The sequence below is a fragment of the Streptomyces sp. NPDC056479 genome (genome assembly GCF_042795335.1).
Lineage (GTDB): Bacteria > Actinomycetota > Actinomycetes > Streptomycetales > Streptomycetaceae > Streptomyces.
In genome coordinates, this window is record NZ_JBHTRZ010000003.1 from 165,572 (window position 1) to 188,376 (window position 22,805).

At 69.4% G+C, this 22,805-nt stretch carries 21 protein-coding genes; 14 read left to right on the forward strand and 7 right to left on the reverse strand.

Annotation, left to right across the window (positions count from 1 at the left end):
- Positions 1–91 precede the first annotated feature (91 nt).
- Positions 92–622 carry an ATP-binding protein gene (locus ACFQ6S_RS12250; RefSeq protein WP_383406929.1) on the reverse strand — a complete coding sequence of 177 codons (531 nt, stop codon included), beginning with the start codon at positions 620–622 and terminating at the stop codon, positions 92–94.
- A 333-nt stretch (positions 623–955) separates the two neighbouring features.
- On the opposite strand from ACFQ6S_RS12250, the gene ACFQ6S_RS12255 reads away from it, so the two are divergent.
- From ACFQ6S_RS12255 to ACFQ6S_RS12275, 5 genes are all read left to right on the forward strand, one after another.
- Positions 956–1,780: a helix-turn-helix domain-containing protein gene (locus tag ACFQ6S_RS12255; RefSeq protein ID WP_383409204.1), complete on the forward strand. Its 825-nt coding sequence runs from the start codon at positions 956–958 to the stop codon at positions 1,778–1,780.
- A 91-nt stretch (positions 1,781–1,871) separates the two neighbouring features.
- Positions 1,872–3,332: an aldehyde dehydrogenase family protein gene (locus tag ACFQ6S_RS12260; protein ID WP_383406932.1), complete on the forward strand. Its 1,461-nt coding sequence runs from the start codon at positions 1,872–1,874 to the stop codon at positions 3,330–3,332.
- A 74-nt stretch (positions 3,333–3,406) separates the two neighbouring features.
- On the forward strand, positions 3,407–4,048 hold the full coding sequence (locus ACFQ6S_RS12265) for a PadR family transcriptional regulator (protein WP_383406935.1): 642 nt from the start codon (positions 3,407–3,409) through the stop codon (positions 4,046–4,048).
- Positions 4,049–4,121: 73 nt separating this feature from the next.
- On the forward strand, positions 4,122–5,087 hold the full coding sequence (locus tag ACFQ6S_RS12270; RefSeq protein ID WP_383406938.1) for an ATP-binding cassette domain-containing protein: 966 nt from the start codon (positions 4,122–4,124) through the stop codon (positions 5,085–5,087).
- Positions 5,088–5,122: 35 nt separating this feature from the next.
- A complete protein-coding gene (locus ACFQ6S_RS12275) occupies positions 5,123–5,845 on the forward strand; it encodes an ABC transporter permease (protein WP_383409207.1) in 723 nt (240 codons plus the stop codon).
- Positions 5,846–5,980: 135 nt separating this feature from the next.
- Here the strand turns inward: ACFQ6S_RS12275 and ACFQ6S_RS12280 are convergent, their stop codons facing one another.
- Both ACFQ6S_RS12280 and ACFQ6S_RS12285 read right to left on the reverse strand, forming a co-directional pair.
- Complete coding sequence (locus ACFQ6S_RS12280) at positions 5,981–7,387, reverse strand: glutamate decarboxylase (protein ID WP_383406941.1); 1,407 nt, start codon at positions 7,385–7,387, stop codon at positions 5,981–5,983.
- A 30-nt stretch (positions 7,388–7,417) separates the two neighbouring features.
- Positions 7,418–8,701 carry an ion channel protein gene (locus tag ACFQ6S_RS12285; protein WP_383406944.1) on the reverse strand — a complete coding sequence of 428 codons (1,284 nt, stop codon included), beginning with the start codon at positions 8,699–8,701 and terminating at the stop codon, positions 7,418–7,420.
- Positions 8,702–8,826: 125 nt separating this feature from the next.
- On the opposite strand from ACFQ6S_RS12285, the gene ACFQ6S_RS12290 reads away from it, so the two are divergent.
- Positions 8,827–9,588 carry a MerR family transcriptional regulator gene (locus tag ACFQ6S_RS12290; protein WP_383406947.1) on the forward strand — a complete coding sequence of 254 codons (762 nt, stop codon included), beginning with the start codon at positions 8,827–8,829 and terminating at the stop codon, positions 9,586–9,588.
- A 27-nt stretch (positions 9,589–9,615) separates the two neighbouring features.
- Here ACFQ6S_RS12290 and ACFQ6S_RS12295 read toward each other — a convergent pair whose 3' ends face one another.
- Positions 9,616–9,981: a YbjQ family protein gene (locus tag ACFQ6S_RS12295; RefSeq protein ID WP_007502747.1), complete on the reverse strand. Its 366-nt coding sequence runs from the start codon at positions 9,979–9,981 to the stop codon at positions 9,616–9,618.
- Positions 9,982–10,118: 137 nt separating this feature from the next.
- Here ACFQ6S_RS12295 and ACFQ6S_RS12300 point away from each other — a divergent pair, with 137 nt between their 5' ends.
- On the forward strand, positions 10,119–11,015 hold the full coding sequence (locus ACFQ6S_RS12300; RefSeq protein ID WP_383406950.1) for a DedA family protein: 897 nt from the start codon (positions 10,119–10,121) through the stop codon (positions 11,013–11,015).
- 37 nt (positions 11,016–11,052) lie between these two features.
- Here ACFQ6S_RS12300 and ACFQ6S_RS12305 read toward each other — a convergent pair whose 3' ends face one another.
- Both ACFQ6S_RS12305 and ACFQ6S_RS12310 read right to left on the reverse strand, forming a co-directional pair.
- A complete protein-coding gene (locus ACFQ6S_RS12305) occupies positions 11,053–12,684 on the reverse strand; it encodes a threonine/serine exporter ThrE family protein (RefSeq protein ID WP_383406953.1) in 1,632 nt (543 codons plus the stop codon).
- 115 nt (positions 12,685–12,799) lie between these two features.
- The gene (locus ACFQ6S_RS12310; RefSeq protein ID WP_383406956.1) at positions 12,800–13,291 is read right to left on the reverse strand and encodes an inorganic diphosphatase; all 492 of its coding nucleotides are present in this window, start codon (positions 13,289–13,291) and stop codon (positions 12,800–12,802) included.
- A gap of 79 nt (positions 13,292–13,370) precedes the next feature.
- On the opposite strand from ACFQ6S_RS12310, the gene dacB reads away from it, so the two are divergent.
- From dacB to ACFQ6S_RS12345, 7 genes are all read left to right on the forward strand, one after another.
- Positions 13,371–14,999 (forward strand): D-alanyl-D-alanine carboxypeptidase/D-alanyl-D-alanine-endopeptidase, encoded by a 1,629-nt coding sequence (gene dacB, locus ACFQ6S_RS12315; RefSeq protein WP_383406959.1) that lies wholly within the window; start codon positions 13,371–13,373, stop codon positions 14,997–14,999.
- 122 nt (positions 15,000–15,121) lie between these two features.
- Positions 15,122–16,246: a zinc-dependent metalloprotease gene (locus tag ACFQ6S_RS12320; protein WP_383406962.1), complete on the forward strand. Its 1,125-nt coding sequence runs from the start codon at positions 15,122–15,124 to the stop codon at positions 16,244–16,246.
- Positions 16,247–16,457: 211 nt separating this feature from the next.
- On the forward strand, positions 16,458–17,600 hold the full coding sequence (gene tilS, locus ACFQ6S_RS12325; RefSeq protein ID WP_383406965.1) for a tRNA lysidine(34) synthetase TilS: 1,143 nt from the start codon (positions 16,458–16,460) through the stop codon (positions 17,598–17,600).
- Between the two features lie 71 nt (positions 17,601–17,671).
- On the forward strand, positions 17,672–18,232 hold the full coding sequence (gene hpt / locus ACFQ6S_RS12330; protein ID WP_383409209.1) for a hypoxanthine phosphoribosyltransferase: 561 nt from the start codon (positions 17,672–17,674) through the stop codon (positions 18,230–18,232).
- Between the two features lie 207 nt (positions 18,233–18,439).
- On the forward strand, positions 18,440–20,479 hold the full coding sequence (gene ftsH, locus ACFQ6S_RS12335) for an ATP-dependent zinc metalloprotease FtsH (RefSeq protein ID WP_383406968.1): 2,040 nt from the start codon (positions 18,440–18,442) through the stop codon (positions 20,477–20,479).
- 141 nt (positions 20,480–20,620) lie between these two features.
- Entirely contained in the window at positions 20,621–21,226 is a 606-nt protein-coding gene (gene folE, locus ACFQ6S_RS12340) for a GTP cyclohydrolase I FolE (RefSeq protein ID WP_383406971.1), read from the forward strand.
- 68 nt (positions 21,227–21,294) lie between these two features.
- Positions 21,295–22,284 carry a hypothetical protein gene (locus ACFQ6S_RS12345; RefSeq protein ID WP_383406974.1) on the forward strand — a complete coding sequence of 330 codons (990 nt, stop codon included), beginning with the start codon at positions 21,295–21,297 and terminating at the stop codon, positions 22,282–22,284.
- A gap of 10 nt (positions 22,285–22,294) precedes the next feature.
- Here the strand turns inward: ACFQ6S_RS12345 and ACFQ6S_RS12350 are convergent, their stop codons facing one another.
- A complete protein-coding gene (locus ACFQ6S_RS12350) occupies positions 22,295–22,783 on the reverse strand; it encodes a DUF3180 domain-containing protein (protein ID WP_383406976.1) in 489 nt (162 codons plus the stop codon).
- Positions 22,784–22,805 lie beyond the last annotated feature (22 nt).

Below are 22,805 nucleotides of genomic sequence, written 5' to 3' on the forward strand. Positions count from 1 at the left end.
CCAGCGCTCCACGCGGCCGTACAATTCAGGGCAATCAGGATCTATCACCTAGTAACGCGCGTAGAACCGCGGCGCCGACGAGCGCCGCGGTTCATGATTCCGCCGAGGCTCCCGCGCCGCCCGGCACGGGTCCCGTCTGCAGCCGGAACAGCGCCCAGACGACCTTCCCACTGAGCGTCCCCGCCAACGGGTGCCATCCCCAGCCGTCACTGAAGGAGTCGACAAGGAACAATCCCCGCCCCGACTCCGCCGAGAAGTCGTCGGAATCGCGCGCGACCGGACTGTCATGACTGGGATCGCGCACCGCGCACACCAGCCGCTCGGTCCACCGCATCAGATGCAGCCGCACGGGCGGCGTCTGGTCAGGCATCCGCTGCGCCCCCGCCGGCAGCGCGTGCCGCAGCGCGTTGGTCACCAGCTCGGACACCACGAGGCACACGTCGTCGAAGCGATAGCCCAGTTCCCACTGGTCCAGGGTGCGTCGGGTGAACTTCCGGGCCTCGCGCACCGCTTCGTAACGGGCGGGCAGAGCGCAGGACGCGGCGTTGGAGACGGCGGTCGGATCCAGCGGCGGAAGGCCCTGCCGTAACGGCTCGAGCATGGTCGATCCATTCGTCCCCATGCGAGGCACTCCCGAGAGTTCGCGGTCGTTGCGATGCAGCGGTTGCGCGGGACCATGGTTTCGGATGCGCAGAGCAGATGCAAGGGCAGATGCACGTGCACGTGACCGAATTGGACGCTCCCGTACCGCTTGTTGGCCATTTTTTCCGCCAACTTCCGCCCCTCTCCTTGCGTTCCGATGTCTCCTTCCTTGGAGGAATCCTTGTCTTCTTTCCGTCTCTGTAATCGGACGAGTACTGCTCGAAGTGATTTAGTGGCAGACTGCGGGCCCTGAAGACGGTTGGGGAGGCTGGCGAACGTGAGCGCGGGAGAGCCCGGATCGGTGGTGCGGCGCATGCTGCTCGGCTCGCAACTGAGGCGACTGCGGGAGGCGCGAGGGATCACGCGCGAGGCAGCGGGGTACTCCATTCGCGCGTCCGAGTCGAAGATCAGCCGCATGGAGTTGGGCCGGGTGAGCTTCAAGACGCGGGACGTCGAGGACCTGCTGACGCTGTACGGCATCACGGACGAGCAGGAGCGCGCCTCACTGCTCTCCCTCGCCAGAGAGGCCAACGTCGCCGGCTGGTGGCACAGCTACTCGGACGTCCTGCCCAGCTGGTTCCCCACCTACGTCGGCCTGGAGGGCGCCGCCAGCCTCATCCGCGCGTACGAAGTGCAGTTCGTGCACGGGCTGCTGCAGACCGAGGCCTACGCCCGCGCGGTAGTCAGGCGCGGCATGAAGGGCGCGAGCGCGGCCGACGTCGAAAAGCGCGTGGCGCTGCGCCTGGAGCGGCAGAAGTACCTCGTCGGCGACGGCGCCCCCGAGTTCCACATCGTCCTGGACGAGGCCGCCCTGCGTCGCCCCTACGGCGACCGCGAGGTGATGCGCGGCCAGCTCCAGCACCTCATCGAGATCTCCCAGCGCCCCAACCTACGGCTGCAGATCATGCCGTTCGGCTTCGGTGGCCACTCCGGCGAGTCCGGCGCGTTCACGGTCCTCAGCTTCCCCGAGTCCGACCTCTCGGACGTCGTCTATCTGGAGCAGCTCACCAGCGCCCTGTATCTGGACAAGCACGAGGATGTCGCCCAGTACGAGAAGGCGCTGAAGGAGCTCCAGCAGGACAGTCCGGGTCCGGACGAGAGCCGGGATCTTCTCCGGGGACTCCTCCAACTCTCCTGAGACACAAGTACGATGACGTGTGATCAGACCGTGAAGACGAGCGCGATGGCGGCCATGCCGATCGGGTGTCTGCTAGGGATTGAGGGATCACATGTCGTCCTACTTCACCGACCTGGCTCAGCAGTACATCGACGGTGAGTGGCGCCCGGGCACAGGTTCCTGGGACATCATCGACTTCAACCCGTACGACGGCGAGAAGTTGGCCTCGATCACCATAGCCACGGTCGACGAGGTGGACGACGCATACAAGGCGGCCGCCCGCGCCCAGAAGCAGTGGGCGACGACCAATCCGTACGCCCGTCGCGGGGTGTTCGAGAAGGCGTTGCGCCTGATAGAGGACCGCGAGCAGGAGATCGCCGAGGCGATCATCGCCGAGCTCGGCGGCACCCGGTTGAAGGCGGCCTTCGAACTCCACCTCGCCAAGGAGTTCCTGCGCGAGGCGGTCCATCTGGCGCTGCGTCCCGAGGGCAGGATCGTCCCGTCGCCGGTGGACGGCAAGGAGAACCGCGTCTACCGCGTGCCGGTCGGTGTCGTGGGTGTGATCAGCCCCTTCAACTTCCCCTTCCTGCTCTCCCTCAAGTCGGTCGCCCCGGCCCTCGCGCTCGGCAACGGCGTGGTCCTCAAGCCCCACCAGAACACCCCGATCTGCGGCGGCTCCCTGGTGGCGAAGATCTTCGAGGACGCGGGCCTGCCCGCCGGCCTGCTCAACGTCGTCATCACGGACATCGCGGAGATAGGCGACGCCTTCATCGAGCACCCGGTCCCGAAGGTCATCTCCTTCACCGGCTCCGACAAGGTCGGCCGCCACGTCGCCACCGTCTGCGCCTCGCACTTCAAGCGTTCGGTCCTCGAACTCGGCGGCAACAGCGCGCTGGTGGTCCTCGACGACGCCGACATCGACTACGCGGTCGACGCGGCGGTCTTCAGCCGTTACGTCCACCAGGGCCAGGTCTGCATGGCCGCGAACCGCGTCCTCGTGGACCGCTCGGTCGCCGACGAGTTCACCGAGAAGTTCGTCGCCAAGGTGAAGACCCTCAAGGTCGGCGACCCGCGGGACCCGGAGACCGTCATCGGTCCGGTCATCAACTCCTCCCAGGCGGAGGCCATTTCGAGCGCGGTCGAGCAGGCGATCGCCGAGGGCGCCACGGCCCTGGTGCACGGCACCACGAGGGACAACCTCGTCGAGCCGTCGGTCCTGACGAACCTGCCCGCCGACTCGGCCCTCCTGAAGCAGGAGGTCTTCGGCCCGGTCGCCTTCCTCATCACCGTCGACGGCGAGGAGGAGGCCGTACGCCTTGTCAACGACACCCCGTACGGACTGAGCGGCGCGGTCCACACGGAGAACATCGAGCGCGGCGTCGCCTTCGCCAAGCAGATCGACACGGGCATGTTCCATGTGAACGACGGCACCGTCCACGACGAGCCGATCGTCCCCTTCGGCGGCGAGAAGCACTCCGGCCTCGGCCGCCTGAACGGCGAGACCATGCTGGACGCGTTCACCACGACGAAGTGGATCTCGGTGCAGCACGGGCGCAGCGGGTTCCCGTTCTGAGCGCAGTGTCCGAGGGTCCTCGCGCCCGGGGCTGACCTCGGCCCCCGGCGCGCCGCGGCTCTAACCTGGACCGCATGTCAGCGATCCGTCTCCTCGTGCTCGGCGCCGTCCGAATGCACGGCCGGGCCCACGGCTATCAGGTGCGCAACGACCTGGAGTACTGGGGCGCGCACGAGTGGTCCAACGCCAAGCCCGGCTCGATCTACCACGCGCTCAAGCAGATGGCGAAGCAGGGCCTGCTGCGCGCGCACGAGATCGCGCCGTCCACGGCGGGCGGCCCGCCGCGTGTGGAGTACGAACTGACGGACGCGGGCACCGAGGAGTACTTCGCGCTGCTGCGCGACGCACTGGTCACCTACGACCAGCGGGGAGACGTGAAGACGGCGGCCCTCGGCTTCATGGTCGACCTGCCGAGGGCGGAGGCGGTGACCCTCCTGAAGGAGCGGGTCCGGCGGATCGAGGAGTGGCGGGCCTCCGTCGTGGCCCACCACGTGCCCGAGGAAGGCCCCGGGCAACTCGGCCACATCGGCGAGATCATGAACATGTGGGTGCACACGGCCGACTCCGAGGAGGAGTGGACCGGCGGGCTGATCGAACGGCTCGAAGGGGGCGCCTACACATTCTCCGGCGAAGGCGATCCGTTCGTCGGCGTCCTCGCCGAGGACCAGGAGAACCCGTACGCGACGGGGGAGCCCCATCCCGGAGACGCTTTCTAATCAAGTTTGACTAACCCTGAGTCCTGGCTTACCTTCGAGCTTGTAGTCAAGTTTGACTAGCGAGGGAGACCCAGTGGCCGACACGGCGATCAACGTCGAAGGGGCACGCAAGAGGTACGGCGGCAAAGCCGGCAAGAACGCACTGGACGGGCTCGACCTCACGGTGACGAGCGGCACCGTGCACGCAGTGCTCGGCCCCAACGGCGCGGGCAAGACGACCCTGGTCCGGATCCTGTCCACCCTGCTGCGGCCGGACAGCGGCCGCATCGAGGTGGCCGGACACGACGTGGTGCGCCAGGCGTACGACGTACGGCTGCGCATCGGCCTTCTCGGCCAGCACGCCGCCCTGGACGAGGAGTTGGGCGGCCACCAGAACCTGGAGATGTTCGGCCGCCTCTACCACCTCGGCGCCCGCCACGCGCGCGTGCGCGCCGACGAGCTGCTGGAGCGCTTCGGCCTCGCCGACACCGGCCGCAAGCCGGTCAGGCAGTACAGCGGCGGCATGCGCCGGCGACTGGATCTGGCTGCCTCGCTCATCACCGACCCGGAGGTGCTCTTCCTGGACGAACCCACCACCGGTCTCGATCCGCGCGGCCGTGCCGAGGTCTGGTCCGCCGTCCGCTCCCTGGTGGGCGGCGGCACGACGGTCCTGCTCACCACCCAGTACCTGGAGGAGGCCGACCAGCTCGCCGACCGCATCTCGGTCGTGGACGCCGGCCGTGTCGTCGCCGACGGCACGGCGGACCAGCTCAAGGCGCTGACGGGCGGTGACCGCATCGACGTCGTCCTGCGCGACGCCGGCCAGCTCGGCGCCGCCGTCGCCCTGCTGCCCGTACCGAAGGACGCCGTCTCCGTCGACCCCGACCGCCGGCTGCTCAGCGCCCCCGTCACCGACCGGATGGCGGCGCTCTCCGGTGTCGTACGGGCCCTGGAGGAGGCCGGGATCGAGGCGGCGGACGTCGCTCTGCGCCGGCCGACGCTGGACGAGGTGTTCCTGCACCTCACCGGGGACGACCACCGAGTGAAGGAGCCCGCGTGAGCACGAACACCTACCCGCTGACCGACTCCTGGACCATGACCCGCCGTGAACTCGCCCACTGGGCGCGGCAGCCCGTGCAGGTCGTGGTCAACCTGGTCTTCCCCGTGATGCTGATGCTGATGTTCGGCTATCTCATCGGCGGGGGCCGGGGCGTCCAGGGCTCCTACATCGACTATCTCGTCCCCGGCATGCTCGCGCTCACCATGGCCTTCGGCCTGGAGGGCACGATGATCGCGGTCACCCAGGACCTCAACAAGGGCGTGATCGACCGCTTCCGGTCCATGCCGATGGCCAACGGGGCGGTCCTGGTGGGCCGTTCGGTGGCCGACATGCTCCAGTCGGGGCTGGCCGTGCTCGTCCTGATGGGCGTCGGCCTCGCCCTCGGCTGGCGTGTGGACGGCGGTCCGGGGGCCTTCCTGGGCGCCGTGGGACTGCTCCTGCTCTTCCGCTTCGCCATGCTGTGGATCGGCATCCACCTGGCGCTGGTCGCGGGCAGGCCGGAGATGGTGCAGGCGGTGCAGATCCTGGTCTGGCCGGTCGGCTTCCTCTCCAACGCCCTCGCCCTGCCCGAGTCCATGCCCGGCTGGCTGGGCACGGTCGTCGAGTGGAACCCGATGTCCCATACGGCGACGGCCGTACGGGACCTGTTCGCCGGCACCGGCACCGAGCACGTCGTCGCGGCGATCGTCTGGCCCTTGCTGCTGCTGGCGGTGTTCTTTCCGCTGGCCGTACGACGGTTCGGCCGACTGAGCCGGTAGCGCCGGTCAGGGCCTGTCCTTCGGATCGGCTCGGCCTGGAGGTGCGACGCCTTCTGGCCGAGCCGAGCGGGGTCCCCCTCTGGGGGAGTGCGTGCCAGGGCCCCGCGACGCCGAGCTGATCCGAAAGACAGGGCCCTAGTGGTGGAAGCCGGTCGCCGCGCTCTTGTCCTGGGTGAAGGGTTGCGGCTGCCGGCGCAGCTCCGGCAGGGACCGGCCCAGGTCCTCCACGAACAGCTCGGCGAGGTCGGCGGAGAAGCCGTTGCGGCAGACGACTCTCAGCACGGACAGGTCCTCGCGGTTGGGCGGGAAGGTGTACGCCGGGACCAGCCAGCCGTTCTCCCGCATCCGCCGGGAGACGTCGAAGACGTCGTACGCCGTGACGTGCGGGGCCGTCGTGAAGGCGAACACGGGCAGTTGGTCGCCTCGGGTCAGCAGCCGGAAGTCGCCCAGCTTCTCCACGGCCTGGGCGAGCTTCCCGGCCACGTCCCGCGCGGTCTGCTGCACGGCCCGGTAGCCCTGCCGGCCCAGCCGCAGGAACGAGTAGTACTGCGCCACGACCTGGGCGCCCGGCCGGGAGAAGTTCAGCGCGAAGGTCGGCATGTCACCGCCCAGGTAGTTGACGCGGAAGACGAGCTCCTCCGGCAGCGCCTCCTTGTCCCGCCACAGCGCCCAGCCGACGCCGGGGTAGACCAGCCCGTACTTGTGCCCCGAGGTGTTGATCGAGGCGACCCTCGGCAGCCGGAAGTCCCACGCCAGGTCCTCGTCGAGGAAGGGCGCCACCATCGCGCCGGACGCGCCGTCCACGTGCACCGGGACGTCGAGCCCCGTGCGCTCCTGGAGGGCGTCGAGGGCGGCGCACAGATCCGCGATCGGCTCGTAGGAACCGTCGAAGGTGGAGCCGAGGATGCCGACGACCCCGATGGTGTTCTCGTCGCACAGCTCGGCCGCCGCCTGCGGATCGAGATGGAACCGCTCGCCCTCCATCGGCACGAGGCGGGGCTCCACCTCCCAGAAGTTGCAGAACTTGTCCCAGCAGACCTGGACGTTGACCCCCATCACCAGGTTCGGGCGGGCGCCCGGGTACCGGTCGGCGTTGCGTGCCGTCCAGCGCCGCTTCAGTGCCATCCCGGCGAGCATGCACGCCTCGCTGGAGCCGGTCGTCGAACAGCCCACGGCCGCCGACGGATCGGGCGCGTTCCACAGATCGGCGAGCATCGCCACACAGCGCCGCTCCAGCTCGGCGGTGCGCGGGTACTCGTCCTTGTCGATCATGTTCTTGTCCCGGCACTCCACCATCAGCACATCGGCCTGCGGCTCCATCCAGGTGGTGACGAAGGTGGCCAGGTTGAGCCGGGAATTGCCGTCCAGCATCAGCTCGTCGTGCACCAGCTGATACGCCGTCGACGGCGACATGGGTGTGTCGGGCAGCCGGTGCGTGGGCGGGGCGTCGGTCATGCCGCCGACCGGGTTCGCCTCGCCGTAGAAGGGGTTGACGGACAGGTGACGCTCGTCGGGGTGCTCGGGACCTTTGTGCAACGACATGGGCCTGCCTCCTGAAGACATGAACGGGTGTCAGCGGACCGGGGTTCCGTCCGCGCGCAGCTGCATCTGGGGCCGTCCCGTCACCAGCAACCAGGCCGGCAGCGAGGCGATGCACAACAGGGCGATGATCGAGGGCGAGGCGACCAGAACGGCCGCGGTGAACAGGCTCACCCAGCCCTGCCGGGTGATGGCCAGCAGCACGCCCAGCACGCCCGCCGCCACGCCCACCGACGGGTGCACGTCCGACACCAGGGCATGGGCGGTGAGTCCGAACGCGGAACCGACGAACACGGCCGGGAAGATCCGCCCGCCCCGGAACCCGCAGGACGCGGCGACCACCAGCGCGGCCAGCTTCACCACCGTCATCGTGGCGAACTCCCCGGCCGTCCAGCCGTCCGGGTCGGCCGCCAGCTCCGCGACCTCGTCCAGCCCCTTGAAGAGCGTCAGATGGCCGCCCAGCGCCCCCAGGAGCCCCAGCACGACCCCGCCGACGGGCAGGGCCACCATCGGGTGCCCCAGCCGCCGGAAGACCGCGTGGACGTACGGGAAGACGTACACGGCAGCCATGGCGAGCACCGCGGCCAACGAGGCGATCACGAGTGCCGCCAGCAGATCGCCCCAGCCGGGATGCCCGAACGGGGGCAGGTCCAGGTCGAAGCTCGGCTCGGACACCAGGTCGATGGTCATCGCCCCGGCCGCCGCCGACACCAGGGGCGCGAACACGTTGTCCCACAGCGCGCCCCGCGTCCCCCGCGTCGCCAGCGCCTCCGACAGCAGCAGCGCCGCCGCGACCGGCGTCCCGAACAGCGCGCCGATCGTCGCCGCCTCCGCCAGCATCGGCCACAGCCGGCCCGGCGCCCGCGGCACCAGGCGGTGGCCCAGCCAGTAGGCCAGGCCCACGTTCACCGCGATGATCGGGTTCTCCGGACCCAGACTCGGTCCGCCCGCCAGCATCAGCGCCGTCGCCAGCACCAGCCCCGGCAGCACGGAGAACGGCAGCACGGGCGCGTCCAGGCCGATGGTGGCCGGATCGGGCCCGGCGTGCCCCGGGACCTTCCACACCACCAGACCGACCAGGATCCCGGTGGCGGTGAGCATCACCAGCATCCACAACACCGAGTAGCGGCCCACCCCCAGGGCGTCCGGCAGATCGCCCCACAGCACGTCCTGGAGCTCCTCGGCCGCCTCGCTCACTCCCAGGAGCAGCAGGCTCGCCATCACACCGACGACCAGGGCGGGCAGGATCGACGGCAGCAGCGTGCGCGCCGGGGTCGCCGGGGTGTCAGGCGTCTGCCGTGCGGTTTCCTGGGCCACGGGCTCACGATAAACGGGCAAAACGGACGCCTCATCTGGAGTGGGCCGAGTGCGGCGGCCAACCGGCTTGCACCTCACGCGGCGTGAGGACGCACCGTGGAGCGCGTACCGAGAAGGGAGCGGAAGTGAGCTACTCCGTGGGACAGGTCGCCGGGTTCGCCGCAGTGACCGTGCGCACCCTGCACCACTACGACGACATCGGCCTGCTCGTGCCCAGCGAGCGCAGCCACGCGGGCCACCGGCGCTACAGCGACGGCGACCTCGACCGGCTCCAGCAGATCCTGTTCTACCGCGAGCTCGGCTTCCCGCTCGAAGAGGTCGCCGCCCTGCTCGACGACCCGGACGCGGACCCGCGCGCACACCTGCGCCGCCAGCACGAGTTGCTGACCGCCCGGATCGAGAAGCTGCAGAAGATGGCGGCGGCCGTGGAAAACGCCATGGAGGCACGCAAGATGGGCATCAATCTCACGCCGGAGGAGAAGTTCGAGGTGTTCGGGGACTTCGACCCGGACCAGTACGAGGAGGAGGTGCAGGAACGCTGGGGGAACACCGACGCCTATCGGCAGTCACAGCAGCGCGCCGCCTCGTACACCAAGGAGGACTGGCAGCGGATCCAGCACGAGGCCGACGAACTCAACCGCCGCTTCGTCGCGCTCATGGAGGCCGGTGAGCCGGCCGACTCCGAGGCGGCCATGGACGCCGCCGAGGAGCACCGCCAGGGGATCGCCCGCAACCACTACGACTGCGGGCACGAGATGCACGCCTGCCTCGGCGAGATGTACGTCTCCGACGAGCGGTTCACCCAGAACATCGACCAGGCCAAGCCGGGCCTCGCGGTCTATCTGAGGGACGCGATCCTCGCCAACGCAGCCCGGCACTCCTCTTGAGGCTCCTGGCCCGGGTCCCCGTACGGGTCACTCCCGGGCCAGGACCACCGCCGTCCCGTACGCGCACACCTCGGTGCCCACGTCGGCCGCCTCGGTCACGTCGAAGCGGAAGGCCAGCACGCCGTTCGCGCCACGCGCGCGTGCCTGCTCGACGAGCCGTTCCATGGCCTGGTTACGGGTCTCCACCAGCGTCTTGGTGAGCCCCTTGAGCTCGCCGCCGACCAGCGACTTCAGCCCGGCGCCGATCTGACTGCCGACGTGCCGGGAGCGCACGGTCAGTCCGAAGACCTCGCCGATGACCTCCGTGACCCGGTGTCCGGGGACGTCGTTCGTGGTCACTACCAGAACGTCGGGCCGCGGTCCTTGCCCGCCGCCGTACTCTTCGATGCCCATGACTCACAGCTTTGTCCCAGCGGGGGCACAGTGCATCCTGAACGCGTCCATGGAACCTGGGCGGCCACTGCGGCGTTGATATTTTGGACCCGCCAGTCACAGCCCGCCCGCCCCTTCCCCGCAGGAGCCACAGACACGTGACCACGCTTGCGCTCGGCCCCGAGTGGCTCAGCCCGGACTATCTGATCGAGACCTTCAGCCTCCCCGGCATCCTGCTGATCGTCTTCGCGGAGTCCGGCCTCTTCGCGTTCCTGCCGGGAGACTCCCTGCTGTTCACGGCGGGTCTGTTCGTGGCCGAGGGGAACTACATCAGCCAGCCCCTGTGGCTGGTCTGCACGCTCATCGTGCTGGCGGCCGTCATCGGCGACCAGGTCGGCTACATGATCGGCAAGTTCTTCGGCCCGAAGCTCTTCAACCGCCCGAACTCCAAGCTCTTCAAACAGGAGAACCTGGAGAAGGCGCACGGGTTCATGGAGAAGTACGGCCCGAAGGCGATCGTCCTCGCCCGTTTCGTGCCGATCGTGCGCACCTTCGCCCCCATCGTGGCGGGCGCCGGCCGTATGAAGTACGCCACGTTCCTCACGTACAACGTCATCGGCGGTGTCGCCTGGGGCACCGGCGTCACCCTCGCGGGTTACTGGCTCGGCCAGATCGAGTTCATCAAGACGAACGTCGAGTCGATCCTCATCCTGATCGTCTTCGTCTCGGTGGTCCCGATCCTCATCGAGTTCCTGCGGGAGCGCGCCAAGAAGAAGCGCGCGGCGGCCGAGGCTCCCGCCGCCGTACAGCACCCGCAGACCCCGCAGATGGACGACGCGACGACCCAGCTCCGCCGCATCCCGTCCGACGACCAGCCCCAGCAGCCGTACGGCAACCAGTACGGCGACCAGGGCGGTCAGCAGCAATACGGCTACGACCAGCAGTACTACGGCCAGCAGACGCCCCCGCAGCAGCCGTACGCCCAGCAGTACCCCCAGGGCTACGGGCAGCAGAACCAGCAGAACCAGCAGTACCCGCCGAACCAGGGCTACTGAAACGCCCCACCGGGAAACCGACCGGGCCGTCAGGCGCTCAGAAACCTCGGGTGCGCTTGGCGGCTCGCCGCTTCTCCGGGGACCCGATCCGCAGGAACAACCGCGAGATCTCGGATCCGAGGTTCACCCCGATGGCGATGGCCATGGCCAGGGAAGCCGCCGTGGCCAGTGAGACCAGCCCCGCGTCCACCTTGTTCTGCGCGATCGACAACAGCCCGAAATACGTCGAGGATCCCGGCAGCAGCGGCCCGATCGCGGCCGTCGTGTACGGCAGGGCGGACGCGAACCGATACCGCGCCATCAGCTGCCCGAACAACCCCACCAGCCCCGCCGCGACAGCCGTGGAAGCCACCGGCGAGAACTCACCGGCGTAGTGCATCGCGCCGTACACCACCCAGGCGACACCCCCGTTGAGCGTCACGGCGAGCACCGTGGACCGCTCCTGCTGGAGCAGCACCGCGAAGGTCAGCGACAGCAGCATCGAGGCGCCGATCTGCCAGTACGGCCGTTCGGAGACGTTCAGCGCCGCGTCCGGGCTGAGCTTGGCACCGAGGTTGACCCCGAAGTACAGGATCACCAGCACCCCGACCACGATGCCGACGAAGAAGTACAGGACCTCCAGCAGCCGCGCGGACGCGGTGATGTAGAACCCGGTCAGCCCGTCCTGCACGCCCGCCACCAGCGCCCGCCCGGGCAGCAGCGCGAACAGCCCACCGGTGATGACCGCGGACGCCTTCACATCGACGTGGGCCAGCGTCAGCGTGACCCCTATCGCGGCCGGCGGCATCGCGGCCACCGTGAACTGGTAGAACTCCGGCAGACCACGCCCCGCGCACAGCCACGCCAGCCGGTCGCCGAGCATCGCGCCCACCATGGCGGCGACGAAGACGATCACATCACCACCGACCAGCACCGAGGCCGCACCCGCGAGCAGCCCGCTCGCGCCGGTCAGCACCCAGGTCGGATACGGGTGCCGGTTGCGGCGTATCTCCGCGAGCCGCCCGTAGGCCTCCTCCAGGGAGATGTGGCTCTCCGGGTCGCTGAGGTCGTCGACGAGCTGGTACACGGCGGCCAGGCGCGTGTAGTCGGTGCCGCGCCGCCGGACCGTACGCGCCGCCGACACCGGATCGTCCACCAGCGACGGCTGGTACGAGACCGACAGCAGCGTGAAGGTGACGTTCGGCTCGCAGCGGTCCAGGCCGTAGGACCGGCAGACCGCGAACATCGCGGCCTCCACGTCCTCCGCGCCCTCACCGCCCGCCAGCAGCAACTCGCCGATACGCAGGGTCAGGTCGAGCACGCGCGGGACGGCCGGACCCTCTTCCTCCGCCCGCGGCATCCGCTCCGGGGCGGGCCGCTCGGTCACCGGCATGCGCAGCATGGTGCGCATCCGGTCCTGCCAGGGCAGGTCCTTGATCAGGCTGACCTGCGGGATGCCGTTGGGGGGCGTGAATGCGGGCGGGTGGTCCGCGCCGCTGTACCCGCGGGGCGTGCTGAACGCCGAGCCCTCCGACTCCGCGGCCGGCGGATGCGGCACATCCAGCCCCGTGGGCAGAGCGAACTCGGACGTCGTCTCCGACTCGCTGTCGCCCACCTCGATCCCCGCGGGCGGGGTGAAGGCCATCCTCGCCTCGTCCGACTGCGGCTTGCGGTCCTCCGCGTCCGTCACCTGCGTAGCACTCCCTGTACGACACCTCCTGCCGCACTCAGTATGCGCACAGACACACGAACGGGCTGCACGCGCACGCGTACAGCCCGTTCACATGGCCAAAAGCCAGGGGGTCTCAGTGGCCGCCGTGGTCCTTGAAGCGCTTGTAGGACCGCTCGATCTCGGCCTCGGCCTCGGTACGGCCCACCCAGTCGGCGCCCTCGACGGACTTGCCGGGTTCCAGGTCCTTGTAGACCTCGAAGAAGTGCTGGATCTCCAGGCGGTCGAACTCCGACACGTGGTGGATGTCACGCAGGTGCTCCACGCGCGGGTCGGACGCCGGCACGCACAGCAGCTTGTCGTCGCCGCCGGCCTCGTCCGTCATCCGGAACATGCCGATGGCGCGGCACTTGATGAGACAGCCCGGGAACGTCGGCTCCTCCAGGATGACCAGCGCGTCCAGCGGGTCACCGTCCTCGCCGAGGGTGTTCTCGACGAAGCCGTAGTCGGCCGGGTAGCTGGTCGAGGTGAAGAGTCGACGGTCCAAGCGGATCCGACCGGTCTCGTGGTCCACCTCGTACTTGTTCCGCGAACCCTTCGGGATCTCGATCGTGACGTCGAACTCCACCGGTGGCTCCTCCATGATCAACACATAGTTCTGGTGGTTAAGTGTCCCTCACGCAGGTGTGTGATCGCGAAAGGGGCTGGTGGTCGTGCCAGAGCTGAGGCCTTGGCGAGCCGCGAGACCGCATGTGACGCGGGTCGCGAGCGCCGTACGACCGCGTCTGGGGCGGGCCGCGGACGCCGTACGGCCACGTCTCGCACGCGCCGTGACGGCCGCGAAACCGCGGATCGCACGGCTCACCCGAGCCGTCTCACCGCAGGCCGCACGGACCACGAGGCCGAAGACCTGGCAATACACCGCGGGCGCCGCCACCGCCGGACTGGCGCTGGCCGCCGGAGTGGTGACCGCCGCCGGCCCCTGGGACTCCACCGGTCAGCGTACGGCCGAGCGGGACTGGGCGGCCGCCCAGGAGCGCACGGGTGGCGCAGATCACGGTCGTTCTGCCGATACGTCCGATTCCGCGGACACCGAGGCCGGGGAACCCCGCCCCGCCCCCAGCGCGGCCTCCGTCCTGACCGGCCTCGGCAGCGCGGGCGCCGCGAACTCGGCCCCCGACGGCAAGGCCGTCGCCGGCCTGGTGGGCCCGCTCCTGGACGACCCGGCGCTCGGCCAGAGGTCGGCGGCGATCGTCGACGTGGCCACCGGCAGGCGCCTCTACGGCGACGGCACCGGCAAGGCCCTCACGCCCGCCTCCACCACGAAGATCGCCACCGCCACGGCCGCCCTCGCCGCGATGGGCCCCGACCACCGGCTCACCACCCGCACCGCCCTGGAACCGGACACCGGGGAGCTGGTCCTGGTCGGCGGCGGCGACCCCACGCTCACGGCCCGCAAGGACGCCGAGGGCTGGGCGAGCCTGCGCGAACTGGCCGACGGCACGGCCGCGGCGCTGAAGAAGCGGGACGTACGCGAGGTCACCCTTTCGTACGACAAGACGCTCTACGCCGGCCCCGAACTCCACCCCATCGGCGACAACGGCAACCTCGCCCCCGTCAGCGCCCTCATGGTCGACGAGGCCCGCACGGACGACTCCACCAGCGGGCCGGTGGAGCGGGTGAAGGACCCGGCGAAGGACGCGGCGATCCAGTTCGCCGCCCTCCTCGCGGACCGCGGCATCAGGACGACCGCGCCCGGCCCGTCCAAGGCGACGAACCGGGCCACGCCGCTCGCCGAGGTCACCTCACCGCCCATGTCCGCCCTGGTCGAGCGCATGCTCACCAACAGCGACAACGACATCGCCGAGCACCTCGCCCGCCAGACCGCCCTGGCGAGCGGCGCGCGCGCCGACTTCGACGGCGCGGGCGAGGCGATCGGCGCCCAACTGAGGAAGCTCGGGCTGCCGGTGACGGGCGCCGACTTCAAGGACGGCAGCGGCCTCAACCGCGACGACCGACTCACGGCCGACCTGCTCACGGCCCTCCTGGCCAAGGCCGCCGACCCGACCCGCCCGGAACTGCGCCCCGTGCTGACCGGCCTCCCCGTGGCCGGCTTCACCGGCACCCTCACCAGCCGCTACACCGACGGCGCGGCCGGCATCGTCCGAGCGAAGACAGGCACCCTGCACGGCGTGAACTCCCTGGCCGGCACGGTCGTGGACCAGGACGGCAGGCTGCTCGCCTTCGCGTTCCTGTCGACGGGCGAGGACACGGAGGCGGCCCGGGCGGCGCTGGACAGGACGGCGACGGCGCTGGCGTCGTGCGGCTGCGGCTAGTGGCACGGCCGGGGCAGGACGAGGGGCCGTCGGGCGGAACGGGTGGGCTCGGCCTGGCACCGCCGACCGGGTCGGCCTCTCACGGCCTGCCCCAAGTGGGAACGCTCACGTACGGTTGACACATGACGAGCATCGGTGGTGCCGAGATGGTCGACTGGAATCTCGCGGTGGCGACCGCGACCCGGCTCGTACGGCCGGGCCCCGAGGTGAGCCGCGACGAGGCCAGGGCCGTCGTCGCCGAGCTGCGCCGACATGCCAAGGCCGCGGAGGAACACGTCCGGGGCTTCACCCGTCTGGGCACGGGCGAGATCCACGACACCCCCGTCCTCGTCGTGGACCGCCCCGGCTGGGTCCGCGCCAACGTCGCCGGATTCCGCGAGATCCTCAAGCCCCTGCTCGACAAGATGCAGGAGCGGCGCACCGGCACCCCCGGCGGCGCCGTCCTCGGCGCGGTCGGCGGCAAGGTCACCGGCGTGGAACTGGGCATGCTGCTGTCCTTCCTCGCCTCCCGCGTCCTCGGCCAGTACGAGACCTTCGCCCCGGCCACCCGCGAACTCCCCGCGGGCGAGAACGGCGGCGGCCGCCTGCTCCTCGTCGCCCCGAACATCGTGCACGTGGAGCGCGAACTCGACGTACAGCCCCACGACTTCCGCCTGTGGGTGTGCCTGCACGAGGAGACCCACCGCACCCAGTTCAGCGCGGTGCCCTGGCTGCGGGACCACCTGGAGGGCGAAATCCAGTCTTTCTTGGGGGAGACGGATGTCGATCCCATGACCGTCCTGGAGCGCATCCGCGAAGCCGCCCAGTCCCTCTCGGGCAGCCGGCCCGAGGCCGAGGAGGACGACGGCGGACGGTCCTTCGTCGAACTGGTGCAGACCCCCGCCCAGCGGGAGATCCTCGGCCGCCTCACCGCGGTGATGTCCCTGCTGGAGGGCCACGCCGACTTTGTGATGGACGGCGTCGGCCCCGCCGTGGTGCCCTCCGTCGCCGAGATCCGCGAGAAGTTCCAGCAGCGGCGCGCCAAGGGCGCCTCAAGGCTCGACATGACCCTGCGCAAACTGCTCGGCCTCGATGCCAAACTCAGGCAGTACCGCGACGGCGAACGCTTCGTACGGTCCGTGGTGGACCAGGTCGGCATGGACGGCTTCAACCGGGTGTGGACGTCCCCGAACACCCTCCCCACCAAGGCGGAGATCGCCAAACCGGCGGACTGGATCGCGCGGGTGCACCGCAAGGCGGAGTCGTGAAATGCGCGCCGAGTCGCGCATCTCATACGAAGGTCGTGAACCGAATCCGGCCGACGGCAGGCGAACGCCCCTTCAATCACCCGTCCGAGGGACCGTGAGCCATGGGTAGGCGTGCGATGCTCGGGGAACGGCCCGGTTCTGTCACCATCTACACACTCTGAGTGACCGAGCTCGGGCTCACCCCCCGACAATTTCATGAAGGGAACCGGACATGGGTCCCCATCCTGCGGTCGCGGCGATACGCCTGGCGGTTCGCCGCGTCCTCCACGACATCCTCAACGAACACAGCCGCACCACCGACGTGCCCGCGCCCAGCAGCCCGCGCGCGGCCGCGCTCCACGCGTCGCCCGTGCCCGCCACCGGCGCCTCACGCACCCTCCTCGACACGGCGCTCCCACCGTCCTACGAGCTCCCGCGCACCACCCCGCACGAGCGGCCCCCCTCCCCGCTCGTGCTCGTGGCATGCTCCGGCGGCGCCGACTCCATGGGCCTCGCCTCCGCCCTCGCGTTCGAAGCCCCCAAACTCGGCCTGCGCGCCGGCGCCATCACCGTCGACCACGGTCTCCAGCCCGGCTCCGATCTGCGCGCCGAGGAAGTCGCCCTGCGCCTGCGCGAACTCGGCCTCGACCCGGTCGAGTCCATCGCCGTGACCGTCGGCCGCGCGGGAGGACCCGAGGCCGCCGCCCGCGACGCCCGCTACGCCGCCCTCGACGACGCGGCCGAACGCCACGGCGCCACAGCCGTCCTGCTCGGCCACACCCGCGACGACCAGGCCGAGACCGTCCTGCTCGGTCTCGCCCGCGGCTCCGGCATCCGCTCCCTGTCCGGAATGGCCGCGGTCTCGGGGACCGGCGGCCGTTACCGCCGTCCCTTCCTCGGCCTCGACCGGCAGACCGCCCGCAAGGCCTGCATGGTCCAGTCCCTCTCGGTCTGGGACGACCCGCACAACTCCGATCCCGCGTACACCAGGTCGCGCCTGCGCCAAGAGGGCCTGCCCGCCCTGGAGAAGGCGCTCGGCAAGGGCGTCGTCGAGGCCCTCGCCCGCACCGCCCAGCTCTCCCGCGACGACGCCGACGCCCTCGACGCCTGGGCCAGCCAGGCCGAGGCCGCCGTACGGGACGCGACCGGCCTGCTGGAGTGCGCCAAGCTGTACGCGCTGCCGCCCGCCGTACGCCGCCGGATCCTGCGCCGTGCCGCCATCGAGGCCGGGGCACCCGCCGGTTCGCTGTTCGCCCGCCACATCGAGGAAGTCGACCGTCTGATCACCGGCTGGCGCGGCCAGGGAGCCATCAATCTCCCCGGCAAGGTCGTCGCCCAGCGCCAGGGTGGCAGACTGGTGATTCGGCAAGGCTGATTCCCGACCCCTCCGAAGCACATCGCGGAGGGGCCGGCGAGCCGACAATGCGGGACGACCGACCGAAAGTGATGCGGGTGGACGCGAAAGACATGGGTGCCGACCTCCAGCAGGTGCTCATCACCAAGGAAGAGATCGACGCGAAGCTGGCTGAGCTGGCCGCGAAGATCGACGCGGAGTACGAGGGCAAGGACCTGCTCATCGTCGGCGTCCTCAAGGGCGCGGTGATGGTCATGGCCGACCTCGCCCGGGCGCTGTCCACCCCCGTCACCATGGACTGGATGGCGGTGTCCTCCTACGGCGCCGGCACCCAGTCCTCCGGTGTCGTGCGGATCCTCAAGGACCTCGACACCGACATCAAGGGCAAGCACGTCCTGATCGTCGAGGACATCATCGACTCCGGCCTGACCCTGTCCTGGCTGATCAACAACCTCGGCTCCCGCGAGCCCGAGACCCTGAGGATCTGCACCCTGCTGCGCAAGCCGGACGCCGCGAAGGTCGCCATCGACGTCGAGTGGGTCGGCTTCGACATCCCCAACGAGTTCGTCGTCGGCTACGGCCTCGACTACGCCGAGAAGTACCGCAACCTCCCGTTCGTCGGTACGCTCGCGCCCCACGTCTACGGCGGCTGAGTCCGACGGTCCGCGACCGCGGACCCGAAGGGCCCAAGCCTCGTACGAAGATCGGGAACCCCGGCGGGCCTCGCGCCGTTGGAGCATGCAGACGGGCTTGCCAGCCGTCCCGTGCGGCTACGCGCGACAAAGCTGGGGTACCGTCAGAAGAACTGTCTTATCAAACTCACTATGGCAGGAGGGACGGGGCGACACCGCTCCGTATGGATGGACGTGAAGCGATACTTCCGTGGGCCGGTCATGTGGATCGTGCTGGCCGTCCTTGCCGTGGTCGTGTTGATGCAGGTCGTCGGCTCGTCCGGCGGCTACAAGACGGTGGACACCGGCCAGGTCGTCCAGGCGATCAATGACAACAAGGTCGAGTCGGCCAAGATCACCACCGGCGACGAGCAGACCGTCAAGGTCCAGCTCAAGGACGGTCAAAAGGTCGAGGGCGCCACCAAGATCCAGGCGAGCTACATCGGCGACCAAGGCGTGACCATCGCCAACACGCTGCAGACCAAGTACCAGGACAAGCAGATCCCGGACGGCTACACCGTTTCGCCGTCCAAGCAGAACCCGTTCGTCGGGATCCTGCTCTCCCTGCTTCCCTTCGTCCTCATCGTGGTCGTCTTCCTGTTCCTGATGAATCAGATGCAGGGCGGCGGCTCCAGGGTCATGAACTTCGGCAAGTCCAAGGCGAAGCTCATCACCAAGGACACCCCGAAGACGACGTTCTCCGACGTCGCCGGCTCGGACGAGGCCGTCGAGGAGCTCCAGGAGATCAAGGAGTTCCTCCAGGAGCCGGCCAAGTTCCAGGCCGTCGGCGCCAAGATCCCCAAGGGCGTACTGCTCTACGGGCCTCCTGGCACCGGTAAGACGCTCCTCGCGCGCGCCGTCGCCGGCGAAGCGGGCGTCCCCTTCTACTCGATCTCCGGTTCCGACTTCGTCGAGATGTTCGTCGGTGTCGGTGCCTCCCGAGTCCGAGACCTGTTCGAGCAGGCCAAGGCGAATGCCCCGGCGATCGTCTTCGTCGACGAGATCGACGCGGTCGGCCGCCATCGCGGCGCCGGCCTCGGCGGCGGACACGACGAGCGCGAACAGACCCTGAACCAGCTGCTCGTCGAGATGGACGGCTTCGACGTCAAGGGCGGCGTGATCCTCATCGCCGCGACGAACCGCCCCGACATCCTCGACCCGGCCCTTCTGCGGCCCGGCCGCTTCGACCGCCAGATCGCGGTCGACCGCCCGGACATGCAGGGCCGTCTGGAGATCCTCAAGGTTCACCAGAAGGGCAAGCCGGTCGCCCCGGACGTCGACCTGTCGGCAGTCTCCCGCCGCACGCCGGGCTTCACCGGCGCGGACCTGAGCAACGTCCTCAACGAGGCGGCGCTCCTGACGGCCCGCAGCGACCGGAAGCTGATCGACAACCAGATGCTCGACGAGGCCATTGACCGCGTCGTGGCGGGCCCGCAGAAGCGGACCCGGATCATGTCGGACAAGGAGAAGAAGATCACCGCGTACCACGAGGGCGGACACGCCCTGGTCGCGGCGGCTTCCCCGAACTCCGACCCGGTCCACAAGATCACGATCCTCTCCAGAGGCCGTGCTCTCGGCTACACGATGGTCCTGCCGGAGGAGGACAAGTACTCCACGACCCGCAACGAGATGCTGGACCAGCTGGCCTACATGCTGGGCGGCCGTGCGGCCGAGGAGCTCGTCTTCCACGACCCGACCACGGGCGCTGCGAACGACATCGAGAAGGCCACGACCACGGCCCGCGCGATGGTCACGCAGTACGGCATGACCGAGCGCCTCGGTGCCATCAAGTTCGGCGGCGACAACACCGAGCCGTTCCTCGGACGTGAGATGGCTCACCAGCGCGACTACTCGGAAGAGGTCGCCGCGCTGGTGGACGAGGAAGTCAAGAAGCTCATCGAGAACGCGCACAACGAGGCCTGGGAGATCCTGGTCGAGAACCGCGACGTCCTCGACAACCTGGTGCTTCAGCTGCTGGAGAGGGAGACGCTGGGCAAGGAGGAGATCGCCGAGATCTTCGCCCCCATCGTCAAGCGTCCGCCCCGGCCCGCCTGGACCGGCTCCTCCCGCCGCACGCCGTCCACCCGTCCGCCGGTGCTCTCCCCGAAGGAGCTCGCACTGACGAACGGCGCCAACGGCGCGACACCGGCGATCAGCACCGCCAAGGCGACGCTGACGGAGCCCGCCCCGGCGACGGAGCCGGCTCCCGAGGAGCGCCCCGAGAGCTGACACCCGGCCCCCGGTGACGCCACCGGGCCCGGAATGGATGCCGCGCCCCCCAGGTTTTAGCCTGGGGGGCGCGGTATTTCGTATGACCGCAGTTCAGACGCGTGACCCACACGCGCCACCCGCGATGGAACGAGGCACCACATGACCGACCCCGTGACGCTGGACGGCGAGGGCAGCATCGGAGAGTTCGACGAGAAGCGAGCCGAGAACGCCGTACGCGAACTGCTGATCGCGGTCGGAGAGGATCCGGACCGCGAAGGGCTCAGGGAGACGCCGGGGCGGGTGGCGCGGGCGTATCGGGAGCTCTTGGCGGGACACACGCAGCAGCCCGAGGATGTCCTGACGACTACGTTCGACATCGGGCATGACGAGATGGTCCTGGTCAAGGACATCGAAATCGTATCTTTGTGTGAGCATCACATGTTGCCGTTCCACGGCGTCGCTCACATCGGGTACATCCCGGCGGAAAGCGGCAAGATCACGGGCCTGTCGAAGCTGGCGAGGCTCGTGGAGGTGTTCGCCCGCCGCCTTCAGGTGCAGGAACGGCTCACCACGCAGGTCGCCGACTCACTCATGAAGATCCTTGAGGCGCGTGGGGTGATCGTCGTTATCGAGGCCGAGCACATGTGCATGTCGGTGCGCGGTATCCGCAAGCCTGGTGCCAAGACCACGACGTCGGCGGTGCGTGGGCAGCTTCGGGATGCTACGACCCGGGCCGAGGCAATGAGCCTGATACTGGCGCGCTGAACCGATTGTCAGTGGTGCCCGATATCGTCCTTGGTCAGTGAGTTGATCGCTGATCAAGGGGGATCGCGGTGGGGTATGGGCTGCCCAGCAAGCAGACGGTCAACGCTGTTGACGGCCGCCTCCAGGCGCGGAGTGTCCGAATGGGCTGCCGCCTCTGGACGTTGGATGGGGAGCGCACGGTCCAGACCACGGTCGCGGCGGTCGCCACGGTCCGGGTCCGCGAGGTGGTCGACGTCGTGACCGATCATGTGACGTTCACGGTGGCACCTGACCAGATGCTGGGCACGCCCGACGGGTGGGTTCACGCGAGGGACGCCACGGGAACGGTGCTTGCCGGGACGCAGGCGCGGAAGCTGTGTCGCACACGGTTGATCATCAAGCCGGGATACGAGCTGGGCTACCTGATCGGGGCCAACTGCGCGGACGGGACAGTCGGCAAGAACTACGTGTCCCTGGTGGTCAATGACGAGGTGTTCGCCGCGCGCTTTGCGGCCTGTCTCACCGCCGCCACCGGCCTGCCTGCTCGTCTAGAGGCAGTGACGCGGCCTTCCGGCTACCTCCAGCGGGATGCTCCGGGCTTTCGCGTACGTGTGGTGTCGTCGTATCTGGCCGACTTGATGAGGCAGTACGTGGGCGGAGACGCGCACCACATGCGGCAGCGATTTCCGCGGGTTGTCCTTCGGGACAGGGAAACGTTCGAAGGCTTTCTGGACGGCTACACGGACGGCGATGGATTCCGTCCCAAGACTTGGTCCGGGCGGCTGCTGGTCAGCGGGAACGCGCCGTTCCTTTCGGAGCTGGCGCGGCTGGTGGGCGCAAGGTTCACTCCACGTGCCAGTCCATTGGCGTCACACCTGGTCGTGGCCGACAGCTGGACCTCGCGAGGGACGTTCAGAACCGAGCAGCACTCCCTGCAACTCCGAGAGTCCGGCTGGGCCCAGGTCCACGAGGTGCGGCGGCGGACCACCGTGAACAAGCCGTACACCCTCTACAGCTACCGCCTCGACCCCCACCCCGGCTTCCTGGTCAACGGACACCTGGCCCGCCAGCCCTGGTGAACCCGGCGCTTCACACCGTCGGCGCCGCCCCCGCGCCGTTGTGTTCGTCGTCCTCCGGGAGTTTGCAGACGCGTTCCAGGAAGATGGCTGCCGCTATCACGCCGAGGCCTGCCAGGACCGAGAAGCCGGCGTAGATGGCCTGGTCCCGGCGGGCGGGGATGTCGAGGGATTCCAGGAGGAAGACGCCCGTGCCGCCGTACATGCCGGCGACCAGGGCGGCGACCAGGGCGCTGGCCTGGCCGAAGACGACCGCGCGGGCGGCCATCATGGGGTCGACGCCCTTGGCCTCGGGCCGGCGCTCGCGTTGGGCCTTCAGGCGGGCGCGGATCGAGAGTGCCGTGGACAACAGGACCACGGCGATGACCGCAAGGACGATGGGGGCGGCCAGGGGGACGCTGGGCAGGGTCCCGACCGAGTTCCAGAGGCGGGCACCCGCCCACGACAGGACCCCGGCGACGATGAACACGCCGATCAGCGTCCTGATGCGCAGCTCTCTCACGGTGTTCCTTCAGCTCCCCCGG

What these genes read in the sequence shown, in the direction of transcription:
- ACFQ6S_RS12255 (WP_383409204.1), top strand. Translation starts at nt 956, where the DNA reads ATGCTGCTCGGCTCGCAACTGAGGCGACTGCGGGAGGCGCGAGGGATC.
- ACFQ6S_RS12320 (WP_383406962.1), top strand. Translation starts at nt 15,122, where the DNA reads ATGACGAGCATCGGTGGTGCCGAGATGGTCGACTGGAATCTCGCGGTG.
- ACFQ6S_RS12250 (WP_383406929.1), bottom strand. Translation starts at nt 622, where the DNA reads ATGGGGACGAATGGATCGACCATGCTCGAGCCGTTACGGCAGGGCCTT.
- ACFQ6S_RS12265 (WP_383406935.1), top strand. Translation starts at nt 3,407, where the DNA reads ATGTCAGCGATCCGTCTCCTCGTGCTCGGCGCCGTCCGAATGCACGGC.
- ACFQ6S_RS12275 (WP_383409207.1), top strand. Translation starts at nt 5,123, where the DNA reads ATGACCCGCCGTGAACTCGCCCACTGGGCGCGGCAGCCCGTGCAGGTC.
- ACFQ6S_RS12280 (WP_383406941.1), bottom strand. Translation starts at nt 7,387, where the DNA reads ATGTCGTTGCACAAAGGTCCCGAGCACCCCGACGAGCGTCACCTGTCC.
- tilS (WP_383406965.1), top strand. Translation starts at nt 16,458, where the DNA reads ATGGGTCCCCATCCTGCGGTCGCGGCGATACGCCTGGCGGTTCGCCGC.
- folE (WP_383406971.1), top strand. Translation starts at nt 20,621, where the DNA reads ATGACCGACCCCGTGACGCTGGACGGCGAGGGCAGCATCGGAGAGTTC.
- ACFQ6S_RS12295 (WP_007502747.1), bottom strand. Translation starts at nt 9,981, where the DNA reads ATGGGCATCGAAGAGTACGGCGGCGGGCAAGGACCGCGGCCCGACGTT.
- hpt (WP_383409209.1), top strand. Translation starts at nt 17,672, where the DNA reads ATGCGGGTGGACGCGAAAGACATGGGTGCCGACCTCCAGCAGGTGCTC.
- ACFQ6S_RS12260 (WP_383406932.1), top strand. Translation starts at nt 1,872, where the DNA reads ATGTCGTCCTACTTCACCGACCTGGCTCAGCAGTACATCGACGGTGAG.
- ftsH (WP_383406968.1), top strand. Translation starts at nt 18,440, where the DNA reads ATGGACGTGAAGCGATACTTCCGTGGGCCGGTCATGTGGATCGTGCTG.